The 15261-nt window shown below is 64.6% G+C and carries 18 protein-coding genes; 4 read left to right on the forward strand and 14 right to left on the reverse strand.

Features of this window, described 5'->3' with window-relative positions; genetic code table 11:
* Positions 1–41: 41 nt before the first annotated feature.
* Positions 42–485 (forward strand): DUF1398 family protein, encoded by a 444-nt coding sequence (locus tag EV580_RS10065; RefSeq protein ID WP_133690862.1) that lies wholly within the window; start codon positions 42–44, stop codon positions 483–485.
* Here the strand turns inward: EV580_RS10065 and EV580_RS10070 are convergent.
* A complete protein-coding gene (locus EV580_RS10070; RefSeq protein ID WP_133690863.1) occupies positions 465–1685 on the reverse strand; it encodes a cytochrome P450 in 1221 nt (406 codons plus the stop codon). The genes EV580_RS10065 and EV580_RS10070 overlap by 21 nt on opposite strands.
* A 164-nt stretch (positions 1686–1849) precedes the next feature.
* Here EV580_RS10070 and EV580_RS10075 point away from each other — a divergent pair, with 164 nt between their 5' ends.
* A complete protein-coding gene (locus tag EV580_RS10075) occupies positions 1850–2434 on the forward strand; it encodes a TetR/AcrR family transcriptional regulator (RefSeq protein WP_133690864.1) in 585 nt (194 codons plus the stop codon).
* Here the strand turns inward: EV580_RS10075 and EV580_RS10080 are convergent.
* Together EV580_RS10080 and EV580_RS10085 are read right to left on the reverse strand one after the other, a co-directional pair.
* On the reverse strand, positions 2323–3447 hold the full coding sequence (locus tag EV580_RS10080) for a DUF7802 domain-containing protein (protein WP_133690865.1): 1125 nt from the start codon (positions 3445–3447) through the stop codon (positions 2323–2325). The two genes, EV580_RS10075 and EV580_RS10080, sit on opposite strands and share 112 nt — an antisense overlap.
* A complete protein-coding gene (locus EV580_RS10085; protein WP_133690866.1) occupies positions 3447–4364 on the reverse strand; it encodes a metal-dependent hydrolase in 918 nt (305 codons plus the stop codon). The genes EV580_RS10080 and EV580_RS10085 overlap by 1 nt, the downstream gene beginning before the upstream one ends.
* Before the next feature lie 90 nt (positions 4365–4454).
* On the opposite strand from EV580_RS10085, the gene EV580_RS10090 reads away from it, so the two are divergent.
* Complete coding sequence (locus EV580_RS10090; RefSeq protein ID WP_133690867.1) at positions 4455–5072, forward strand: TetR/AcrR family transcriptional regulator; 618 nt, start codon at positions 4455–4457, stop codon at positions 5070–5072.
* Here the strand turns inward: EV580_RS10090 and EV580_RS10095 are convergent.
* The 8 genes from EV580_RS10095 to EV580_RS10125 form a co-directional block, all read right to left on the reverse strand.
* Positions 5053–5841: a bestrophin-like domain gene (locus EV580_RS10095; RefSeq protein ID WP_133690868.1), complete on the reverse strand. Its 789-nt coding sequence runs from the start codon at positions 5839–5841 to the stop codon at positions 5053–5055. The two genes, EV580_RS10090 and EV580_RS10095, sit on opposite strands and share 20 nt — an antisense overlap.
* Positions 5842–5909: 68 nt before the next feature.
* Positions 5910–6314, reverse strand: coding sequence for a hypothetical protein (locus EV580_RS10100; RefSeq protein WP_133690869.1), 405 nt, complete (start codon positions 6312–6314; stop codon positions 5910–5912).
* A gap of 10 nt (positions 6315–6324) precedes the next feature.
* On the reverse strand, positions 6325–7038 hold the full coding sequence (locus tag EV580_RS10105) for a hypothetical protein (RefSeq protein ID WP_502703923.1): 714 nt from the start codon (positions 7036–7038) through the stop codon (positions 6325–6327).
* Complete coding sequence (locus tag EV580_RS34205) at positions 7023–7154, reverse strand: hypothetical protein (RefSeq protein WP_255496940.1); 132 nt, start codon at positions 7152–7154, stop codon at positions 7023–7025. Before EV580_RS34205 ends, EV580_RS10105 begins: the two co-directional genes overlap by 16 nt.
* Positions 7155–7167: 13 nt before the next feature.
* Positions 7168–7953, reverse strand: a complete 786-nt coding sequence (locus tag EV580_RS10110; RefSeq protein ID WP_133690871.1) for a CbbQ/NirQ/NorQ/GpvN family protein — start codon at positions 7951–7953, stop codon at positions 7168–7170.
* Positions 7950–9479 (reverse strand): nitric oxide reductase activation protein NorD, encoded by a 1530-nt coding sequence (locus EV580_RS10115; protein WP_133690872.1) that lies wholly within the window; start codon positions 9477–9479, stop codon positions 7950–7952. The genes EV580_RS10110 and EV580_RS10115 overlap by 4 nt, the downstream gene beginning before the upstream one ends.
* A 122-nt stretch (positions 9480–9601) precedes the next feature.
* Positions 9602–10297 carry a hypothetical protein gene (locus tag EV580_RS10120; RefSeq protein ID WP_286171514.1) on the reverse strand — a complete coding sequence of 232 codons (696 nt, stop codon included), beginning with the start codon at positions 10295–10297 and terminating at the stop codon, positions 9602–9604.
* A gap of 23 nt (positions 10298–10320) precedes the next feature.
* A complete protein-coding gene (locus EV580_RS10125; RefSeq protein ID WP_133690873.1) occupies positions 10321–10923 on the reverse strand; it encodes a TetR family transcriptional regulator in 603 nt (200 codons plus the stop codon).
* 219 nt (positions 10924–11142) lie between these two features.
* Between EV580_RS10125 and EV580_RS10130 the strand changes: the two genes are divergently transcribed.
* Positions 11143–11487 (forward strand): hypothetical protein, encoded by a 345-nt coding sequence (locus EV580_RS10130; protein ID WP_133690874.1) that lies wholly within the window; start codon positions 11143–11145, stop codon positions 11485–11487.
* Between the two features lie 61 nt (positions 11488–11548).
* Here EV580_RS10130 and EV580_RS10135 read toward each other — a convergent pair whose 3' ends face one another.
* The 3 genes from EV580_RS10135 to EV580_RS10145 all read right to left on the reverse strand — a co-directional run bounded on the left by EV580_RS10135 (position 11549) and on the right by EV580_RS10145 (position 15248).
* Positions 11549–12955 carry an aldehyde dehydrogenase family protein gene (locus EV580_RS10135; protein ID WP_133690875.1) on the reverse strand — a complete coding sequence of 469 codons (1407 nt, stop codon included), beginning with the start codon at positions 12953–12955 and terminating at the stop codon, positions 11549–11551.
* Between the two features lie 18 nt (positions 12956–12973).
* Positions 12974–14428, reverse strand: coding sequence for an aldehyde dehydrogenase family protein (locus tag EV580_RS10140; RefSeq protein WP_133690876.1), 1455 nt, complete (start codon positions 14426–14428; stop codon positions 12974–12976).
* Positions 14429–14543: 115 nt separating this feature from the next.
* Positions 14544–15248, reverse strand: coding sequence for an alpha/beta fold hydrolase (locus EV580_RS10145; RefSeq protein WP_166654624.1), 705 nt, complete (start codon positions 15246–15248; stop codon positions 14544–14546).
* Positions 15249–15261: the final 13 nt, after the last annotated feature.

Here is a 15261-nt window from a genome sequence, read left to right on the forward strand (position 1 = left end):
CCACTTTTGACAACACGTTGTCATTACGGTTTGATGTTGTCATGATAGCGACGAGCCCCGCGATACGGAATCTGGACGCCGCGCTGCGCGACGCGATGGCCAACCGGCCTGCCACACAAGGTTTTCCCCACCTCGCCGAAACCCTGCGGCGAGCGGGCGTCCGAACCAATACGTGGTGGCTGCCCGCAATGCAGAGCTGCTACGAGACCGACTCCGGACCGGTCGTCATCCAGCAGGCCCCACTGCTTGACGGCATGGCCGACGTGCCGCCGTTCGACCGCGCCGCCCTTGTCGCGGCGTTACGCGCCGATCAATCCGGGCAGAGCACGTTCGAAGAGTTCGCAGCGGCGGCGTGGCGAGCGGGTGTGGTCCGCTGGGTGGTGGCACTTGACGACCGCACGTGCACCTACTTCGGACTTGGCGGTCAAACGTACGTCGAAGAGTACGCGGCAGTGGATGTTCCGTCAGGAGAAGCTGAGTTGTAGACGTTCGAGACGCCGGACCAGCAGACTCGGTAGCCACCGGCCGACGTCGGCGGCCTCGATCGCCGAGGTGCGCTCGAGCAGGTGTCCGATGACGATCCTGGCCTCCAGGCGGGCGAGCGCCGCTCCGATACAGAAGTGCGCACCCTTGCCGAAACTGATGTGGCCCTTGCCCTCTGCCCGGTCGATCCGGAACTCGGCCGGGTGGCCGAAATGGGCGGGATCCCGGTTTGCCGCGCCCCACAGCAGAAGCAGGCGTGATCCGGCTTCGAGTTCGGTACCGAAGAGTTCGGTGTCGTTGACGACATGGCGATAGTGCCCGCGAAACGGCGGCTCGTAGCGGAGCACCTCTTCCAGGAACGGGCCGAGTAGGTCCGGCCGGTCCCGGAGCTCCCGCTGAATGTCGGGGTGCGTCGCGAGAAGGTAAGCGGCCGAACCGATCAGCGATGCCGTCGACTCTCCCCCGGCGCTGAACAGCGTGATCATCATCGCCTGCGCCACCAGGGTGCTGAGCTCATCGGTCGCGCATGCGGTGGCCAGATCCCCCAGCAGGTTGTCCCCGGGACGCATCGCCGCGAGACCGAATTGTTCGGTGATGTAGGCGCTGAGTTCCATCACAGCGATGCCCGCGGATTCCACTTGGGCTTGGGTCAGCAGGCCTTCGACCACCTGGGTCGCCGCGTACCCCCACTCGATGAGCTTGCCGACGTCCGTGTCGGGCACCCCGATGATCCGGCCGACGATCATCATCGGCAAGCGGTTGGCCATCGCGCTCATCCATTCGATACCACCGTCTTTGGCGTTCGTCTCCCAAAGGTGCGCGGCGGTATCGGCCATGTACGGTTCGGCCGCGCGGATCCGCTTGGCGGCCAGTTGTGGAAGCAGGAGCTTGCGGTGCACCGAGTGCGCGGGCTCGTCGGCGGTCGCCAGAGCCTGCATCTCCCCGCCGAGTTCGCCGATCTCGAAGGGTGTCACCTCACCGCCGGGTTGATACATCATCGTGGCGGTCAGGTTCGAGGAGAAGTCGCCGCTCCGGGCGACGGCCTCGTTGACGGCCGCCCAACTGCTCACGGCGTAGAAGCCCGACTCACCGATGCGATGGACATGGCCGACGTGATGCATATGCGCATAGAGCTCGTGCGGATCCTGGAGATACCGATCCTCGAAGAGCGCCAGCCCGAGACCGGTATCCGCCACTGTCATGCCTCCACGCTGAGGGGCGATCACCCGCCGCGTCAATCCTGGCCGGAGAAGTCGCGACCCCGGCACTGCTGGGGACGCTGCCGTTGTCTCAATCGAGTGCGTTCACCTGGCCAAAGTGTGAGATTGATAGCAATGTCTGTCTCATATTTGAGAAGATAGTGATCATGGTTCGCGACGATTGGATCCTCGGCGGCGACCGTTCCGCGGCGGCGGCGGATCGCATCTACGCGGCGGCCACCGAGCTCGTGATCCGGGACGGGCTGGACGCTCTCGACATCGACGCCCTGGCGGCGAGGGTGCACTGCTCACGGGCGACGGTCTACCGCCATGCCGGGGGCAAGGCAGCGATCCGCGATGCCGTACTGACGCGTCTGGCGGCGGCCATCATCGACAAAGTGCGGAGGGCTGTCGACGGGCTCACCGGCTCGGAACGCGTGATCGTCGCAATCACGGTGGCGCTGAGAGAGATCCGATCCGATCCATTACGCCGCCTGATGTTCACTGCAGGCAACCTGCCGGAGGTCAAGGAGCTGCATTCCTCGCCGGTGCTCGCTCACCTGGCCGCCGAACTCACCGGCATCACCGACGACGATCCCCAAGCGGCACAGTGGATCGTGCGCGTCGTCGTCTCGCTGGCCTACTCGCCCATCGCGAATGTTCGCGACGAACGAGAAGTGCTGGCGCGCTTCGTCGCACCCGCGTTCGACAGGACCGCCAGCACCGAGACGACGAAGCAAGCCACCGTGTAGAGCAGGCTGCCTGTCGGAGTTCCATCGGCCGTGACGCCGTTCGTCGCCGCGAAATAGTCGGCGAGGGCGCTGATCCACAGTGCGCCCAGGACAACCAGATAGATCGGCCCGAAGATGCGGACGAACTCGCTGGGTTCTCGATCGTCGCGGGAACCCAGCCATTGCCGGGCCAGAACCGGGACGGCGATCACGGCGACGACCACCAACTCGACCGCGAACACTATCGCCTGCGCCGTCGTGTTGGGTTTGTCGCCGCCGAACAGCGACGTGGGAATGCTCAGGATCGCCAACCCCAGTGGCACAAGGAAACCCGCGAGCAGGGTCCGCCAGGTCAGCGACCATCCGGTCGAACGCTTCCGGCCCACCAGCAGCATCACCAGCAAGGTCACCACGATCGGGCCGAGCGTGGCGAAGATGAACACGCTGGTCATCGGCACCGAGGTGAACAGCGGATGGTTGATCGGATTGTCGGTATTCCACGCCCACCAGCGCAGCTGCGGCCCCAGTTGATCGAATACCTCGTAGAGGCAGTGGTGCACGAAGCCGACGCAGATGGCGCCGACGACCACCCCGCGGTCCCTGAAGATCCCGAGGCTGCGCACGATTTCGTAGGCGAGTGTCACAACGGCCGGATACAGCGCGACGATGTAGAGCGGCAACCGGTCGAACAGAAACCCCACCGTGAAGACGTTGTGCGCGAACACAACTCCGAGTTGGTCCTGGATGCCGAAGATGTTGGGAAAGTACAGTGGGATCTCGATCACGAACAGATAGACCACCGTCGCGCACCACAGCGCCAGGTTGATCGGGTCACCGTGTCGTCTCAGGCGACGGATCGAGTAGATCAGTGCGAGAACCGCACCCGTCACCATCATCAGTTCCAGAACCGGCAGCGTCCAGTTGCTCAGCGCCAACGGGTTGCGCAGGTGGATGAAGGCCGGCGCATTCTGGCAGGTGAAATCACCGAGAGGTCGGGCGATTGCGTCGAATGCGGCGGTGCACTGTTCGGCCATCATGCTCCTGGTGCGACGGGTTGGCTTGTGTACCAGCGGGTTATGTCATCGCCGGCTTTCCAGCGAGCAAACCACCGGTCGGCGAATTCGGGCAGCCTGTCATTGGCCGGATCGTGAAAAGGTGTCTGGCTCATCAATACCCGGCCGGCCGACACGAGACGTTCACGGCGCGGGACAGTCGCGAACGCGTTCGGTGTCGACGCCTGGCGCCGGGCCAGCCGTTGCTTCACTGCTTGGCGCATACTGAACGCCGGCAGGAAGGTGCGGGCATCGACCTTCCGATCCTCCTCGGGCACATGCTCGTTCACGCCCTCGGCGATGATCCGCGCCACGCTCAAGAGATGACGGACCACGGCAGGGAGCGCCCTGATCCGGTACCAGCTGTCGCCGATGGCGGCGTTGTACACCACCAGCGCCGAACTGCGATGCTCGACTTCTTCGACGAAGTGCCACAGCAGCAGCGACGCCACCCGGTCGTCGCCGGGACGGAACAGCGTCTCCTCGTTGTCGAGCATCATCTTGAAACTCGGCGTGAAGGTGGCTTCGAGATCGGCGATGTAGGCCAGCCGGAACTTCAACGGCGTGGTCTTGGTGACGTGGTCGAAGCTGGCGCATGCGGCGTCCAGGGTCTGCGCCAAACCCGGGTAGCGACGAATCAGGGCGCTGACATGCTTGCGGTGGGTGCTGGAATGCTGGGCCTCCTGACGCAGGAACGCCGTTGCCTCGGCGGCGGCCTCCGGATCGGTGATCAGCGGCGCGGCCTCCTGGACGGCAGCCACGATCATCTGCTCGAAGCAGATCGCGATGATCGACGTCGCATTCATGAAGAACGAGAACTGCGGGTTGTCCGGATTCCACTCCCACGGCACGTCGTCGGTGAAATCGAACTTGGGCCGCCGGACCTCCAGGGCCGTCATCGCGCCTCCGTCATCTAATCATTACACACAATACTCACTTGTGTGTCATGTGTGTATTCTTGGATCAATCGGAGGGAAGAGTCAAGGCTGATGGCACGAAAGGGTTGGGGCGGTTCACCGCCCGCCGACGACGCGGAGGCGCGCAAGCGGATCATCGACGCCGCCCTGCGCCTGGTCGACCGCCGCGGAGCCGCGCAGACCACCGTGCTCGACATCGCCGACGAGCTGGGCATCACCCGGCGCACCGTGTACCGCTACTTCGCCGGAACCGACGAGCTGTTCGCCGCCGCCGCCGAGGCGGCGCTCGGAAGCTTCGTCACCCAGATCGACCGGGTCGTCGCGGACTTGGACGTCGCCAGCCAGCTCATCGAGGTCGTCGCCTACATCATCGAGCGGCTCCCGCAGGAGCCGCAGCTCGCGCTGCTGCTGGCCAACGACCGCTCCAACATGTTCAGCCGGGCGATGCTCACCGCCGACGTGATCGCGCGCTGCCGGACCGTGCTCCACCACGCGCAGATCGACTGGGATCAACTCGGCTTCGACGATCAGATGATCGACGAACTGATCGAGCTCCTCCTGCGGACGATCCAGTCGATGGTCATCGCGCCGCTCGACCCGCCACGGACCGGCACGGAATTGCGTGCATACCTGCACCGCTGGCTCGGCCCGGCGCTTGCGCCGCGAGCCGCTACCGAGTCGGCTGGCTGAGAAACGACACCACCTCGTAGAGGGGATCGGGCGTCACAGAGACTCCGCCGATGAACGGATGGGACAGCTCGAGGATGAGGAACAGATTGGTCGCGACGATCAACCCCACGATGGCCACCATCGGGTAGTGCATCCCGGGCTTCTCGACTCCGTAGACGACGACTGTCCCCAGCACCATGGCACTGGTGAGGAAGATGACCGCCCACAACGGCCACGGCGGCCCGGTGTCTTCGCGCGCGGTCAACAGCCGCACCGAGCGTGCCTGACTTATCTTGTCCAGGTTGGCATATGACGTTGCCAAGATGCTCTTCTGACCATCGGCCGTCGCATTCGCCTGACGGTAGGCCGCTGACAGCTGAGCCAGCGCGGCGTCAGCCTCTGGCGAACGGATGCCGCCACTGTCCCACTCGGTGATGGCGGCCTTCTCGTAGGCAACCAGACTCTGTCTGATGCGATCCGCATCCGCTTGCGCGAAAATATCTAGATCCCTTGCCATTTCGATCGCTGCCGCACCCTCGGCCCGAGCGTTCGCGTCGGCTGTGTTGATCTCCCCCCACATCGACGAGACGACGAAGCCGATGAAGAAGGCGTAGATGAAGCCGATGAAACTGTAGGTGAATTTGGTGACGTCGTTGTGTTCGTCCCGGGTCAGGGCGGGGAACCGGCGCCGAACCCATGCCACCAGAAGCATCGCGCCGCCGGCGATGACCACGATCAGAGCGACCAGCAACAGCCCGGGCGGGATCGTGCTCACCAGCCATCCGCTCATGCCTCGACTCTATGGGGCCACGCGCGGACCTTCAGCCGATTGGGGCACCGAGGGTTGCTTGTCGACGGTCAGTGCCCGCCCTGCTGTGCTTGACGCGCGATGCGTTCGTCGTGGATGCGGACCAGTTCACGGAAACCGATGCGGTGGTATTTCGGAACCGGCTGAATGCCCCACTGGTCCTGCGCGGTGTCCTTACCCGCGGCTCCCTCGGGTGGGCCCAGCGGCGGGTACGGGTACTTGCACTCCATCGTGTCGTCGGAGTAGCGCACCTTCAGCAGCTCACTGCAGATCTCGGTGAGGCTGAGTGTCGGATACCCGTAGTACACCGCCATGAACGGCAGCGTGAAGGCGCCCTCGACGACCAGCGCGACCAGGCAGACCAAGACCGCGCGTTTGATCCACTTGTGCATCCGTGCGTAATACGGGGTGGTGCCCGGCGGCAGGTCCTCGATCTTCTCTTCGGTGGTTGTCACGGGAATCCCTTCAGTCGGAGAAGATTTCACGGTTGACCGTGTGCAGATACGGGATGGCCAGGAACGGGGTGATGTAGAAGATGTCGTAGAGCCACCAGCCGATCACCGGCAGGACGACCCCCGCGTAGCGGACATCGGCGTACATCGTCATGTTGAACACGTAGCCGCACCAGATGACCAGACCCATCCAGCAGGTCACGATCATCCACTGATGCCCCCACCGCTTCATCTGCAAGAACCCGATCGCGGCGGCGCAGCGCATCGCGAAGACGGTGAGAATCAGCCCCGCGACCCAAGCCTTTTCGCCAGGGCCGGCCGCGCCGCCGATCCACAGTTCGTTGTAGTGCCAGAAGTAGCCGGCGTCGAACATCGCACCCCAGCCCACCATCAGCACCCGGTTGATCAGGGTGTGATTGGCCACCAGATCCAGCGCCCAGCCCAGGCTGTTGAGCGCACCGTCGATCAGCACGAGATAGCCGATCAGCGTGACGATCATCGGCCGGACCGACAATCCGGCCCGTAATGCCTGGCGCTGCAGCCAGACTCCGCGCATGAAGATCGGAAACCCGATGAGGCCGGGTGCCCACATCCCCATCAGGGCGGCACCGACGATCATCCACTTGTCGGCGCGACGCTGCGCAAGCCGCGACTGCTCGTGGTGAACCTCGAGTCCGACCGGACCGTCGGTGCGGCTGATCGGGGTCGCGGTCACAAATCCCACCAGCCCCGCGCGAAGGACATGTAGAGCTGGATTCCGAACATCGTCAGCAGGTAGCCGTAGATGACGATCTGCAAGATGATGAGTGCCCGCTTGCGCTTTCGTTCCTTTTGATCGACCACGTGTCCACCCTTCCTAGAGATCCGCGGCAGCCAAACAGGCCGCCGCCACTTCACGTAACCCGTCGCTTATCGCGCCGTCGGTGCTCAGCGGCGCCAGAATGCACGCGTCGGCGGCCTCCAATTCCGTTGCCCCCGCTGCGATCAATTGCGCCGCGGTGACCAGCACCCGGGTCGACGGCGGTTCGAAGTGGAACGCCTCGTCGGCCGTGCGGATCGCGACCGCGCACCCGACCAGCCGCCGCGCGGTCGGCAGATCGACCCCTGTTTCCGCGACCACCACCTCCGCTTCGCGGTCCGGCGGCAGATAGCCCATCGACAGCGTCGCAAAACGTTGCCGGAACGAGGGTTTGAGCTCCTTGAGTGAACTGCGGTAGGCAGGGTTGTAGGAGCACACCAGCATGAACTCGTCCGGTGCGCGCACGACCTCGCCGGCCCGGTCGAGATAGAGGGTGCGGCGATGGTCGGTCAGCGAGTGCAGCACCGCCAGCGAATCGTGGCGGGCTTCGACGACTTCGTCCAGATAGCAGATCGCGCCGTCCTTCACCGCCCGGGTGAGCGGGCCGTCCGTCCACACGACGTCCCCGCCGGTCACCATGAACCGGCCGACGAGGTCCGAACTGGTCAGGTCGTCGTGGCAACTGATGGTGACGACCGGCCGGCCCAGCAGCAGCCCCATGTGCTCGACCAATCTGGTCTTGCCGCAGCCGGTCGGTCCGGTCAGCATGACCGGGATGCGCTGGCCGAACGCCTGCTCGAACAATTTGACTTCGTTGCCGAAGGCGAAATAGGTCTCTGTCATGTCGACACCAGCTCTCGATGGACGTGCGCCAGCACACGCGGGAGTTCATCCACTCGCCGGATACGTTGCGAGCGGCGGGATCCGAAGACCTCGGGCAATGGATCCACGCGGGCCGGACCGACGCCGACGTAGTAGACGGAAACCCCGGCGTCGTTGGCCTCCTCCACGGCATGCGCCGTGTCGGCCCATGCGTAACGGCCCTCGTATCCCTCGTCGGAGATCAGCCCGTCGCCCACGACGATGAGCAGCCGCCGCTCGGAGGGCTGGGCCAGCAGCCGACTCGTCAGATGCCGCAGCGGCGCCCCCAGCCGGGTGTAGCCGCCGGTTTCCAGGCCGAGCTTGCTGGGCGGAATGAACCGCGGGTCGTCGAAGTCCTTGAGGCAGCGCACTTCTACTCGGTGGCGGGTGTTGCCGGTGAAGACGAACACCCCGTGGCGCTCCTTGGCGAGGTTCATCGCCCGCGACAGCGCATCGGCGCAGGCCAGCTCCAAGCGGAAGATCCGGCCGCCGTGGGTGCCCAGCGACGAGCTGCCGTCCAGTAATAGCGCAGTGGTGACGTCCCGGCTGACCGGCAACAGCCCGCGGAAGATCCGCGGTTCGGTCGCCTCGCCGGTGGCCATGTCGATGTAGTGCCCGACGTACCGTTCGACGTCGATGTCCGAGCCGTCTTCGAGGCGGCTCTTCATGGCCCGGTGGGTGTGTTCTTCGAACCACGCCCGCAGGTCGACCTGGCTCGATCCGCTCTGGCCTCGACGGTCGTAAGAACGTTCCAGCACCGCAACGTGATTGGGTATGAACTTCTTGGTCCACGCGTTCCATTCCGGGTACGGGATACCGGGACGGTGATCGGGCGTGATGTCCAGGTCGTTGTCCTGCGGCCGGCTGGGTGGCGGGAGATTGGAATTGCGGACGCCACCGTCGCCGCCGACCGGCACCGAGTAGGGCCGCGGCATGCGCTTCTGTGTCGTCGTCCACGGCATCCGCCCGAACGTGCGGCGCAATCGCTCGTTCAGCCCCGTTGGCGCAGTGTGGGCCACCGGGAGCACACCCAACAACGGATCGATACCCAGCTGTTTTTCGTTGCGCGCCAAGCTGATTGCCCTGCCGAGCATCTCTTCGGCGCTAGTCTCCGCAGGCACTACCGCCAGATCGGGCAGGGCTCGTCGCAGCTCGGCGACCAGACCCGGCCAGCGTGTCGCGATCCAGGCCATGGCCGCGCCCGCCTCGACGAGGGTCAGCGCACGCAGCTCGCGGCTCGACAGCTCGTTGAGCCGATAGGTGGTAACCCGCTCCTTGGACGGCGAACACTGCAGTGCGACACCGCATGTGATGCTCCGGCGGGTCCAGCCCCCGACGATCGCCGGGTACGGGACGTGGACGTGGCTCAGCGTCGCGTTCAGCCCGAAGGAGCGATGTTGGCCGGTGACCAGCCGAACGCCTTCTCGGCGCCCTTCACTCAGCGCGACGGCAGTGATCGCGCAGCTGCGCTCCAGTGCCAGCGCACCCGCGTCGGACAAGTCAGCCACGGCGAATCAGAACGTACCGATGTTGGAGAACAACCAGTACCAGAACGCGATGATCAGAATCGTGCCGCCCCATGCGGCGACGTATCGAAGGATCTCCCAGAGATATCCCATCAACTGCCCCTTTAGTCGGAGAAGATTTCGCGGTTGACCGTGTGCAGATACGGGATCGCGAGGAACGGCGTGATGTAGAAGATGTCGTAGAGCCACCAGCCGACGACCGGCAACACCACACCGGCAAAACGGACGTCGGCGTACATCGTCATGTTGAACACGTAGCCGCACCAGATGACCACACCCATCCAGCAGGTCACGATCATCCACTGATGCCCCCACCGCTTCATCTGCAGAAAGCCGATCGCAGCCGCGATGCGCATGGTGAAGACGGTGAAGATCAGGCCGATTTCCCAGCCCTTCTCGCCGGGCCCGGCCGCACCACCGATCCACAATTCGTTGAAGTGCCAGAAGTAACCGGCGTCGAACATGTTGCCCCAGCCGGTCAGCAGTACCCGGGCCAGCAGAGTGTGGTTACCGACCATGTCCAGCGCCCACCCGACCGCATTGATGGCGGCGTCGATGATCACCAGATATCCGAGCAGCGTGACCAGCATCGGCCGCACTGTCAGGCCGTTGCGCTGCGCGCGGCGCAGCAGCCACACGCCGCGCAGAAACAGCGGCAGGCCGAAGATCCCGAGGGCGGCCGACCCGATGAGAATGCTGCCGGCGATCAGCCAGCGGTCGGCTTGGCGCTGCGCCAGCCGCGACTCCTCCAGGTGCTCATCAAGTCCGCTGCCAGTAGGTATGGACGAAGCCAAGCTCACGAAACTGACTATAGTCAGTAAAACTAGTGAGACTCAATACTGCGCAACGACCTCGTCACGTAGTCATCGATCATCTCGCCCTGCGCCGGCCAGGCGTGGGTTGTCGTCAGCAGGGCATAGAGGCCCAGCAGGAAGAAGACCGCGCTGTTGATCGGAATCACCGTGGGATCAACCTGACCGCGCTGCTGAAGTCGCTCGATCTCGCCGGCAACCGCGACCACCACCGGATGTTCCTTACTCTCATCGGTCGGCCGGGTCTGCGAGAAGTGCAGTGCGAGAAAGTCTTTGAACAAGACGGCGCCGAGCCGGCGCTCCAGGCCCATCACCAGACGCACCGCCTCGTGCAGCGTCGATTCGAGGTCATGCTCCGAACCGGCTTGGTAGCGGGCGAATTGCTTGGCGATCCGCTCTTCTTCGCGACGTTCGAGCTCCAGGAGCACGTGTTCCTTTGTCGGGAAATGAAAGAAGAACGTGCCGTGTGCGACGCCTGCGGCGGCGACGATGGCGCCGACGTCAGCCGCGGCGATGCCCGACCGCTTGAACTCGGCGATCGCCGCGCCCATGAGTCGCTCTCGGGTCTGAAGCCGCTTGGCCTCACGTGTGGACGTCTTATCTACCACCGACATGTGACAAGAATATCCGTTGACTTGAGTCAGTTCTCTGATACAGCGGCGATCACCGTCGGTAACGCGACGAAGGCCTGGGTCGATAGACAAGGTGGGTACGGGAAAGGCGCTTGACGAGCTGGCGCATACGTTGCCCGTTCTCAGTCCCCGATGTCTGCGAGAACGTATCGCTTGCCGATCGGCATTCGGTGCAGACCCAATGACGAAGGAGTATCGAAGATGAAGCTGATGAAAATCGCCGCGAAGAGTGCTGTTGCGGCCGCAATAGGGGCCGGTGTTCTCGGCGCCGGTGCAGGTGTTGCTCAGGCCGACCCGCACTGGCCGTGGCCGCAGCCGCCGGGACCCGGCGTCAATGTCGGTGGGCCCGGCAATCCGTTGCCTCCGGGACAGGACGGGTTACCGCCGCCCGGGCACCGGTGGACGCCGGTGAGCATCGGCGTACCGCCGATCTGGGCGCCGCCGGCCCCGCCGCCCCCGCCGTGGGCACCGTTCGCGCCGGTGGTCTGGAACGCTGACGCCCAGATCTGGGGCATCCAGGTCGGCACGTCGTTCGTGGCCCTCTAGTCCGACCAGCACCTATCTCCCCGTGTAAGCGTCGTGCGCGCGGGGAGATAGGTGTATCGGTCTACAGACTGACATAGACCGCCTTGGTGTTGAAGTAGGCCTCGATTCCCTTCTTGCCGCGTTCGCCGCCCCAGCCCGATTGCTTGTGGCCGCAGATCGGCATCGACGGGTCGGCCCCAAGGGCGCAGTTCACCCAGACCTGGCCCGCCCGAAGCTCATTGGCCATGCGATGGGCACGGCCCAGGTTTTCGGTCCAGATGGCGCCCGCCAGACCGTATTCCGTGTCATTCGCGGCAGCGAGCACCTCGTCCTCGTCGTCGAACGGAATGATGCAGCCGACCGGTCCGAAGATCTCCTCTTTGATGAGACGCATATCCGGCGTGGTGTTGGTGATGATCGTCGCCTCGTAGAAGAAGCCCTTGCGATCCAGCCGCTTACCACCGGTGATGATCTCAGCTCCGCGGGAAACCCCCTCCGCCACAATGCCTTCTACGCGTTGGCGTTGCTTTTCACTGATCAGCGGCCCGAGCACCGATTCGGGATCTTCACTGCCACCCATCGGGAGCATCTTGGCGAATCCCGCGATACCGTCCACCACCTGGTCGTAGATGCCGCGCTGGACGTAGATACGCGATGTGCAGGAACAGTTTTGGCCGGAGCCCGCGAGCAGGCCCAGGCTCGCGTTCATGATCGCCTTGTCGAGATTGGCGTCATCGAACATGATCAGCGGGGACTTGCCGCCGAGTTCGAGAGTGAGCCGCTTGAGGTTTCCCGCGGCGGCCTGCACGATCAGCCGGCCGACCTCCGTCGACCCGGTGAAGGCGATCTTGTCCACATCGGGATGTGCGGCCAGCGCCGCCCCGGCGGTCTCCCCGTACCCGGTGATGACGTTGAAGACACCGTCGGGCAGCCCCGCCTCGCGGAAGATTTCCTCCAATTTCAGTGCGGTGAGCGGAGTCTCCTCGGCAGGCTTGAGGACACAGCTACAACCCGCGGCGAGAGCGGGCGCTGCTTTGAGCATCGCGACGAAGAACGGGCCGTTCCACGGGATGATGAGCCCGGCGACGCCGACCGGCTCGAGCTGAGTGAAGTTGTGGAAGCTCTCGTAGTTACCGAGGAGGCCGTCGGACACGACATTGCTCGATTCACCGTGGATCTTGCCGACCCAGCCCGCGTAGTACAGCAGCATCTCGTTGGCGACCTTGATGATCTGCTGGGCGGCCACCGCGTTCATACCGTTGTCTTGGGACTCCAGCGCCGCCAGCTCGTCGGTGCGCTGCTTGACGATCTCGGCGGCCTTGAACAGCACCTCGGCACGTCGCGCGGCAGGCAGCTTGCGCCACACGCCCGACTCGAACGTCTCGCGGGCTCGGGCCACCGCGGCGTCGACGGCCGCCTTGTCGGCGTCGGCGACCTCGGCGATCAATTCCTCTGTGCTGGGATTGAAAACCTCAATGGTGTCAGTCATCGTCCACGTTCCTTTCGATTACAGCTGGGCCCAAACCGATTTGGTCTTTAGGTAGCCCTCGAGGCCCTCCTTGCCGAACTCGTGGCCCCAACCGGACTGCTTGTAGCCGCCGAACGGCACATCGTGATCGAAGATCAGCTGGCAGTTGATCTGCACGCTGCCAGCATGCAGACGCTTCACCAGCCGATGACCGCGGCTGATATTGGTGGTCCAAACCGTGCCCGCGAGCCCGTAGGTGGTGTCGTTGGCCATCGCGATGGCTTCGTCTTCGTCGTCGAACGGGATGATCGACACCACCGGCCCGAAGATCTCCTGCTGATACAGCCGCATGTCGGGGTTGACGTTGGTCAGCACCGTCGGGTGTACGAAGTAGCCCTTGCGGTCCAGGCGATGCCCGCCGGTGACCACCTCGGCACCGTCACGCTTGCCCTCCTCGATGAATCCCAGCACGCGGTCGAGTTGTTTGGCGCTGATCAGCGGACCGCTCATCACCCCCTCTTCGTCCGGGCCGCCGTACTTCATGAAGTTGGCCACCCCGGCAATGCCCTCGACAACCTGGTCGTAGACACCCCGCTGCACGAAAATCCTTGAACCGCAGACACATCCCTGGCCGGAGTGCACGAAGATGCCCATCGCCGCGCCGAAGATGGCCTTGTCCAGATCCGCGTCGTCGAAGATCAGCACCGGCGACTTGCCGCCGAGCTCGAGCATGACCTTCTTGAGGTTGCCCGCCGAGGCCTGCACGATCATCTTGCCGACCTCGGTGGAGCCGGTGAACGCAACCTTCTCGACGTCGTCGTGTGCGGTGATCGCCGCGCCTGCGGTGTGTCCGTAGCCGGTGATGAGATTGACCACCCCGTCGGGCACCCCGGCCTCGTGGATCAACCGGTCCAGCAAGACCGCCGAAAGTGGTGTCTCTTCAGCGGGTTTCACCAGGCTGCTGCAGCCCGCGGCCAGCGCGGGGGCGATCTTGGCGCAGGCGTTGAAGATCGGGCCGTTCCACGGAAAGATCAGGCCGACAACGCCATAGGGCTCCTTGAGCGTGTAGGCGTGAAGGTCGACGTAGCTGTCGGCGGCAATCCCGGTGGTCTTCACGTCGTACGAGGTGCCGTTGATCTTGGAACACCAGCCCGCGTAGTAGCGGAAGAACTCCGCACAGGTGGGCACCACCATCTCCGACTGCAGCTTCATCATCCCGGTGTTGGCAGAGTCGATCGCCGCGAACTCGGCCGCATGCTCGTCGATCAGGTCGGCGATGCGCCACATGACCTTGGCCCGCTCACGCCCTGGCAGTTCGGACCACACGCCGGACTCGAACGACGCCTTGGCCCGGGCGACGGCACCGTCGACGGCTTGCTGCCCACAGTCGGTGAACTCGCCGATCTGCTCCTCGCTCACCGGATCGATGATCGGGATGACGTCCCCGTCGCCCGGCCGGCTTCGGATGTCGTCCAGTACGGCCTGCAGCGTCATCGTTGACCTCATCCTGTTCTGTTCCGAATGCTGTGCAACTGCTTAGCATCGCGCCCGGCGAGAGGTCAAGATCCGTACACGCGGCATGAAGTAACTGATAGATCCGCAAGTGCGGCTATATCTCTTGTGTCGCCGCTTCCAGCAGTCGGTGGGCGAAGCCGGACGGGTCGACGAACGGCGACATGTGCGCCCACTCGTCGACGATGTCCAACCGGGCGTTGGGCAGGTCGGTCGCCAGGGTCGACATGACCTGCGGCGTGCAGCCCCGATCGAGACGCCCGCACAGAAGAGCGGCCGGCGTGGCGACGAGCGCGGCTTGGGCCCGGCGATCGTAGGTTGCCAACGCCTCCAACGTGATCGCGTACGCCGACGGCAGCACCGCATCGAGGCGGTCGCGCACGCCCCGGATCACCGGGCCGTTGTCGGCGATCTCGGAATCCGTGAACCAGCGTCGGACGGTGGCTTCGACATCGATCGGGGCGCCGTCGCGCAATGCCCGTGCGGCATCACGAAATTCCGGCACCGGAACGTCGCGGGTGCAGACGAGGATCAACCGCTCGAGGCGGTGGGGCGCAAGCAAGGCCATCTCGATGGCGACCTGACCGCCCAGGGAATGGCCGACGACCACCAACGGACCGTCCGGCTCCTCAGCGAGGACGGCGCGGGCGAGCTCGTGTTGCAGAACGCCACCGGTCCCGATCTGCCGGTTGAGATCTGGGGCGATCGACGGGATGGGCAAGTGCTCACGCACCGCATCCCAGACGGCGGGACCAAGCGGTGTGCCGTGCAGAAGCACCCAGCGCGCCGGCGGTGTGCGCATCGATCCTCGTGGC

The sequence above is a fragment of the Mycobacterium sp. BK086 genome, assembly GCA_004362315.1.
Lineage (GTDB): Bacteria > Actinomycetota > Actinomycetes > Mycobacteriales > Mycobacteriaceae > Mycobacterium.

Bases quoted from the DNA above. Each gene is read 5' to 3' on its own strand.
- EV580_RS10085 (WP_133690866.1), bottom strand. From the start codon at position 4,364: ATGACGGCCCTGGAGGTCCGGCGGCCCAAGTTCGATTTCACCGACGAC.
- EV580_RS10145 (WP_166654624.1), bottom strand. From the start codon at position 15,248: ATGCGCACACCGCCGGCGCGCTGGGTGCTTCTGCACGGCACACCGCTT.
- EV580_RS10070 (WP_133690863.1), bottom strand. From the start codon at position 1,685: ATGACAGTGGCGGATACCGGTCTCGGGCTGGCGCTCTTCGAGGATCGG.
- EV580_RS10090 (WP_133690867.1), top strand. From the start codon at position 4,455: ATGGCACGAAAGGGTTGGGGCGGTTCACCGCCCGCCGACGACGCGGAG.
- EV580_RS10075 (WP_133690864.1), top strand. From the start codon at position 1,850: ATGGTTCGCGACGATTGGATCCTCGGCGGCGACCGTTCCGCGGCGGCG.
- EV580_RS10125 (WP_133690873.1), bottom strand. From the start codon at position 10,923: ATGTCGGTGGTAGATAAGACGTCCACACGTGAGGCCAAGCGGCTTCAG.
- EV580_RS10140 (WP_133690876.1), bottom strand. From the start codon at position 14,428: ATGACGCTGCAGGCCGTACTGGACGACATCCGAAGCCGGCCGGGCGAC.
- EV580_RS10065 (WP_133690862.1), top strand. From the start codon at position 42: ATGATAGCGACGAGCCCCGCGATACGGAATCTGGACGCCGCGCTGCGC.
- EV580_RS10095 (WP_133690868.1), bottom strand. From the start codon at position 5,841: ATGAGCGGATGGCTGGTGAGCACGATCCCGCCCGGGCTGTTGCTGGTC.
- EV580_RS10110 (WP_133690871.1), bottom strand. From the start codon at position 7,953: ATGACAGAGACCTATTTCGCCTTCGGCAACGAAGTCAAATTGTTCGAG.
- EV580_RS10080 (WP_133690865.1), bottom strand. From the start codon at position 3,447: ATGGCCGAACAGTGCACCGCCGCATTCGACGCAATCGCCCGACCTCTC.
- EV580_RS10135 (WP_133690875.1), bottom strand. From the start codon at position 12,955: ATGACTGACACCATTGAGGTTTTCAATCCCAGCACAGAGGAATTGATC.
- EV580_RS10130 (WP_133690874.1), top strand. From the start codon at position 11,143: ATGAAGCTGATGAAAATCGCCGCGAAGAGTGCTGTTGCGGCCGCAATA.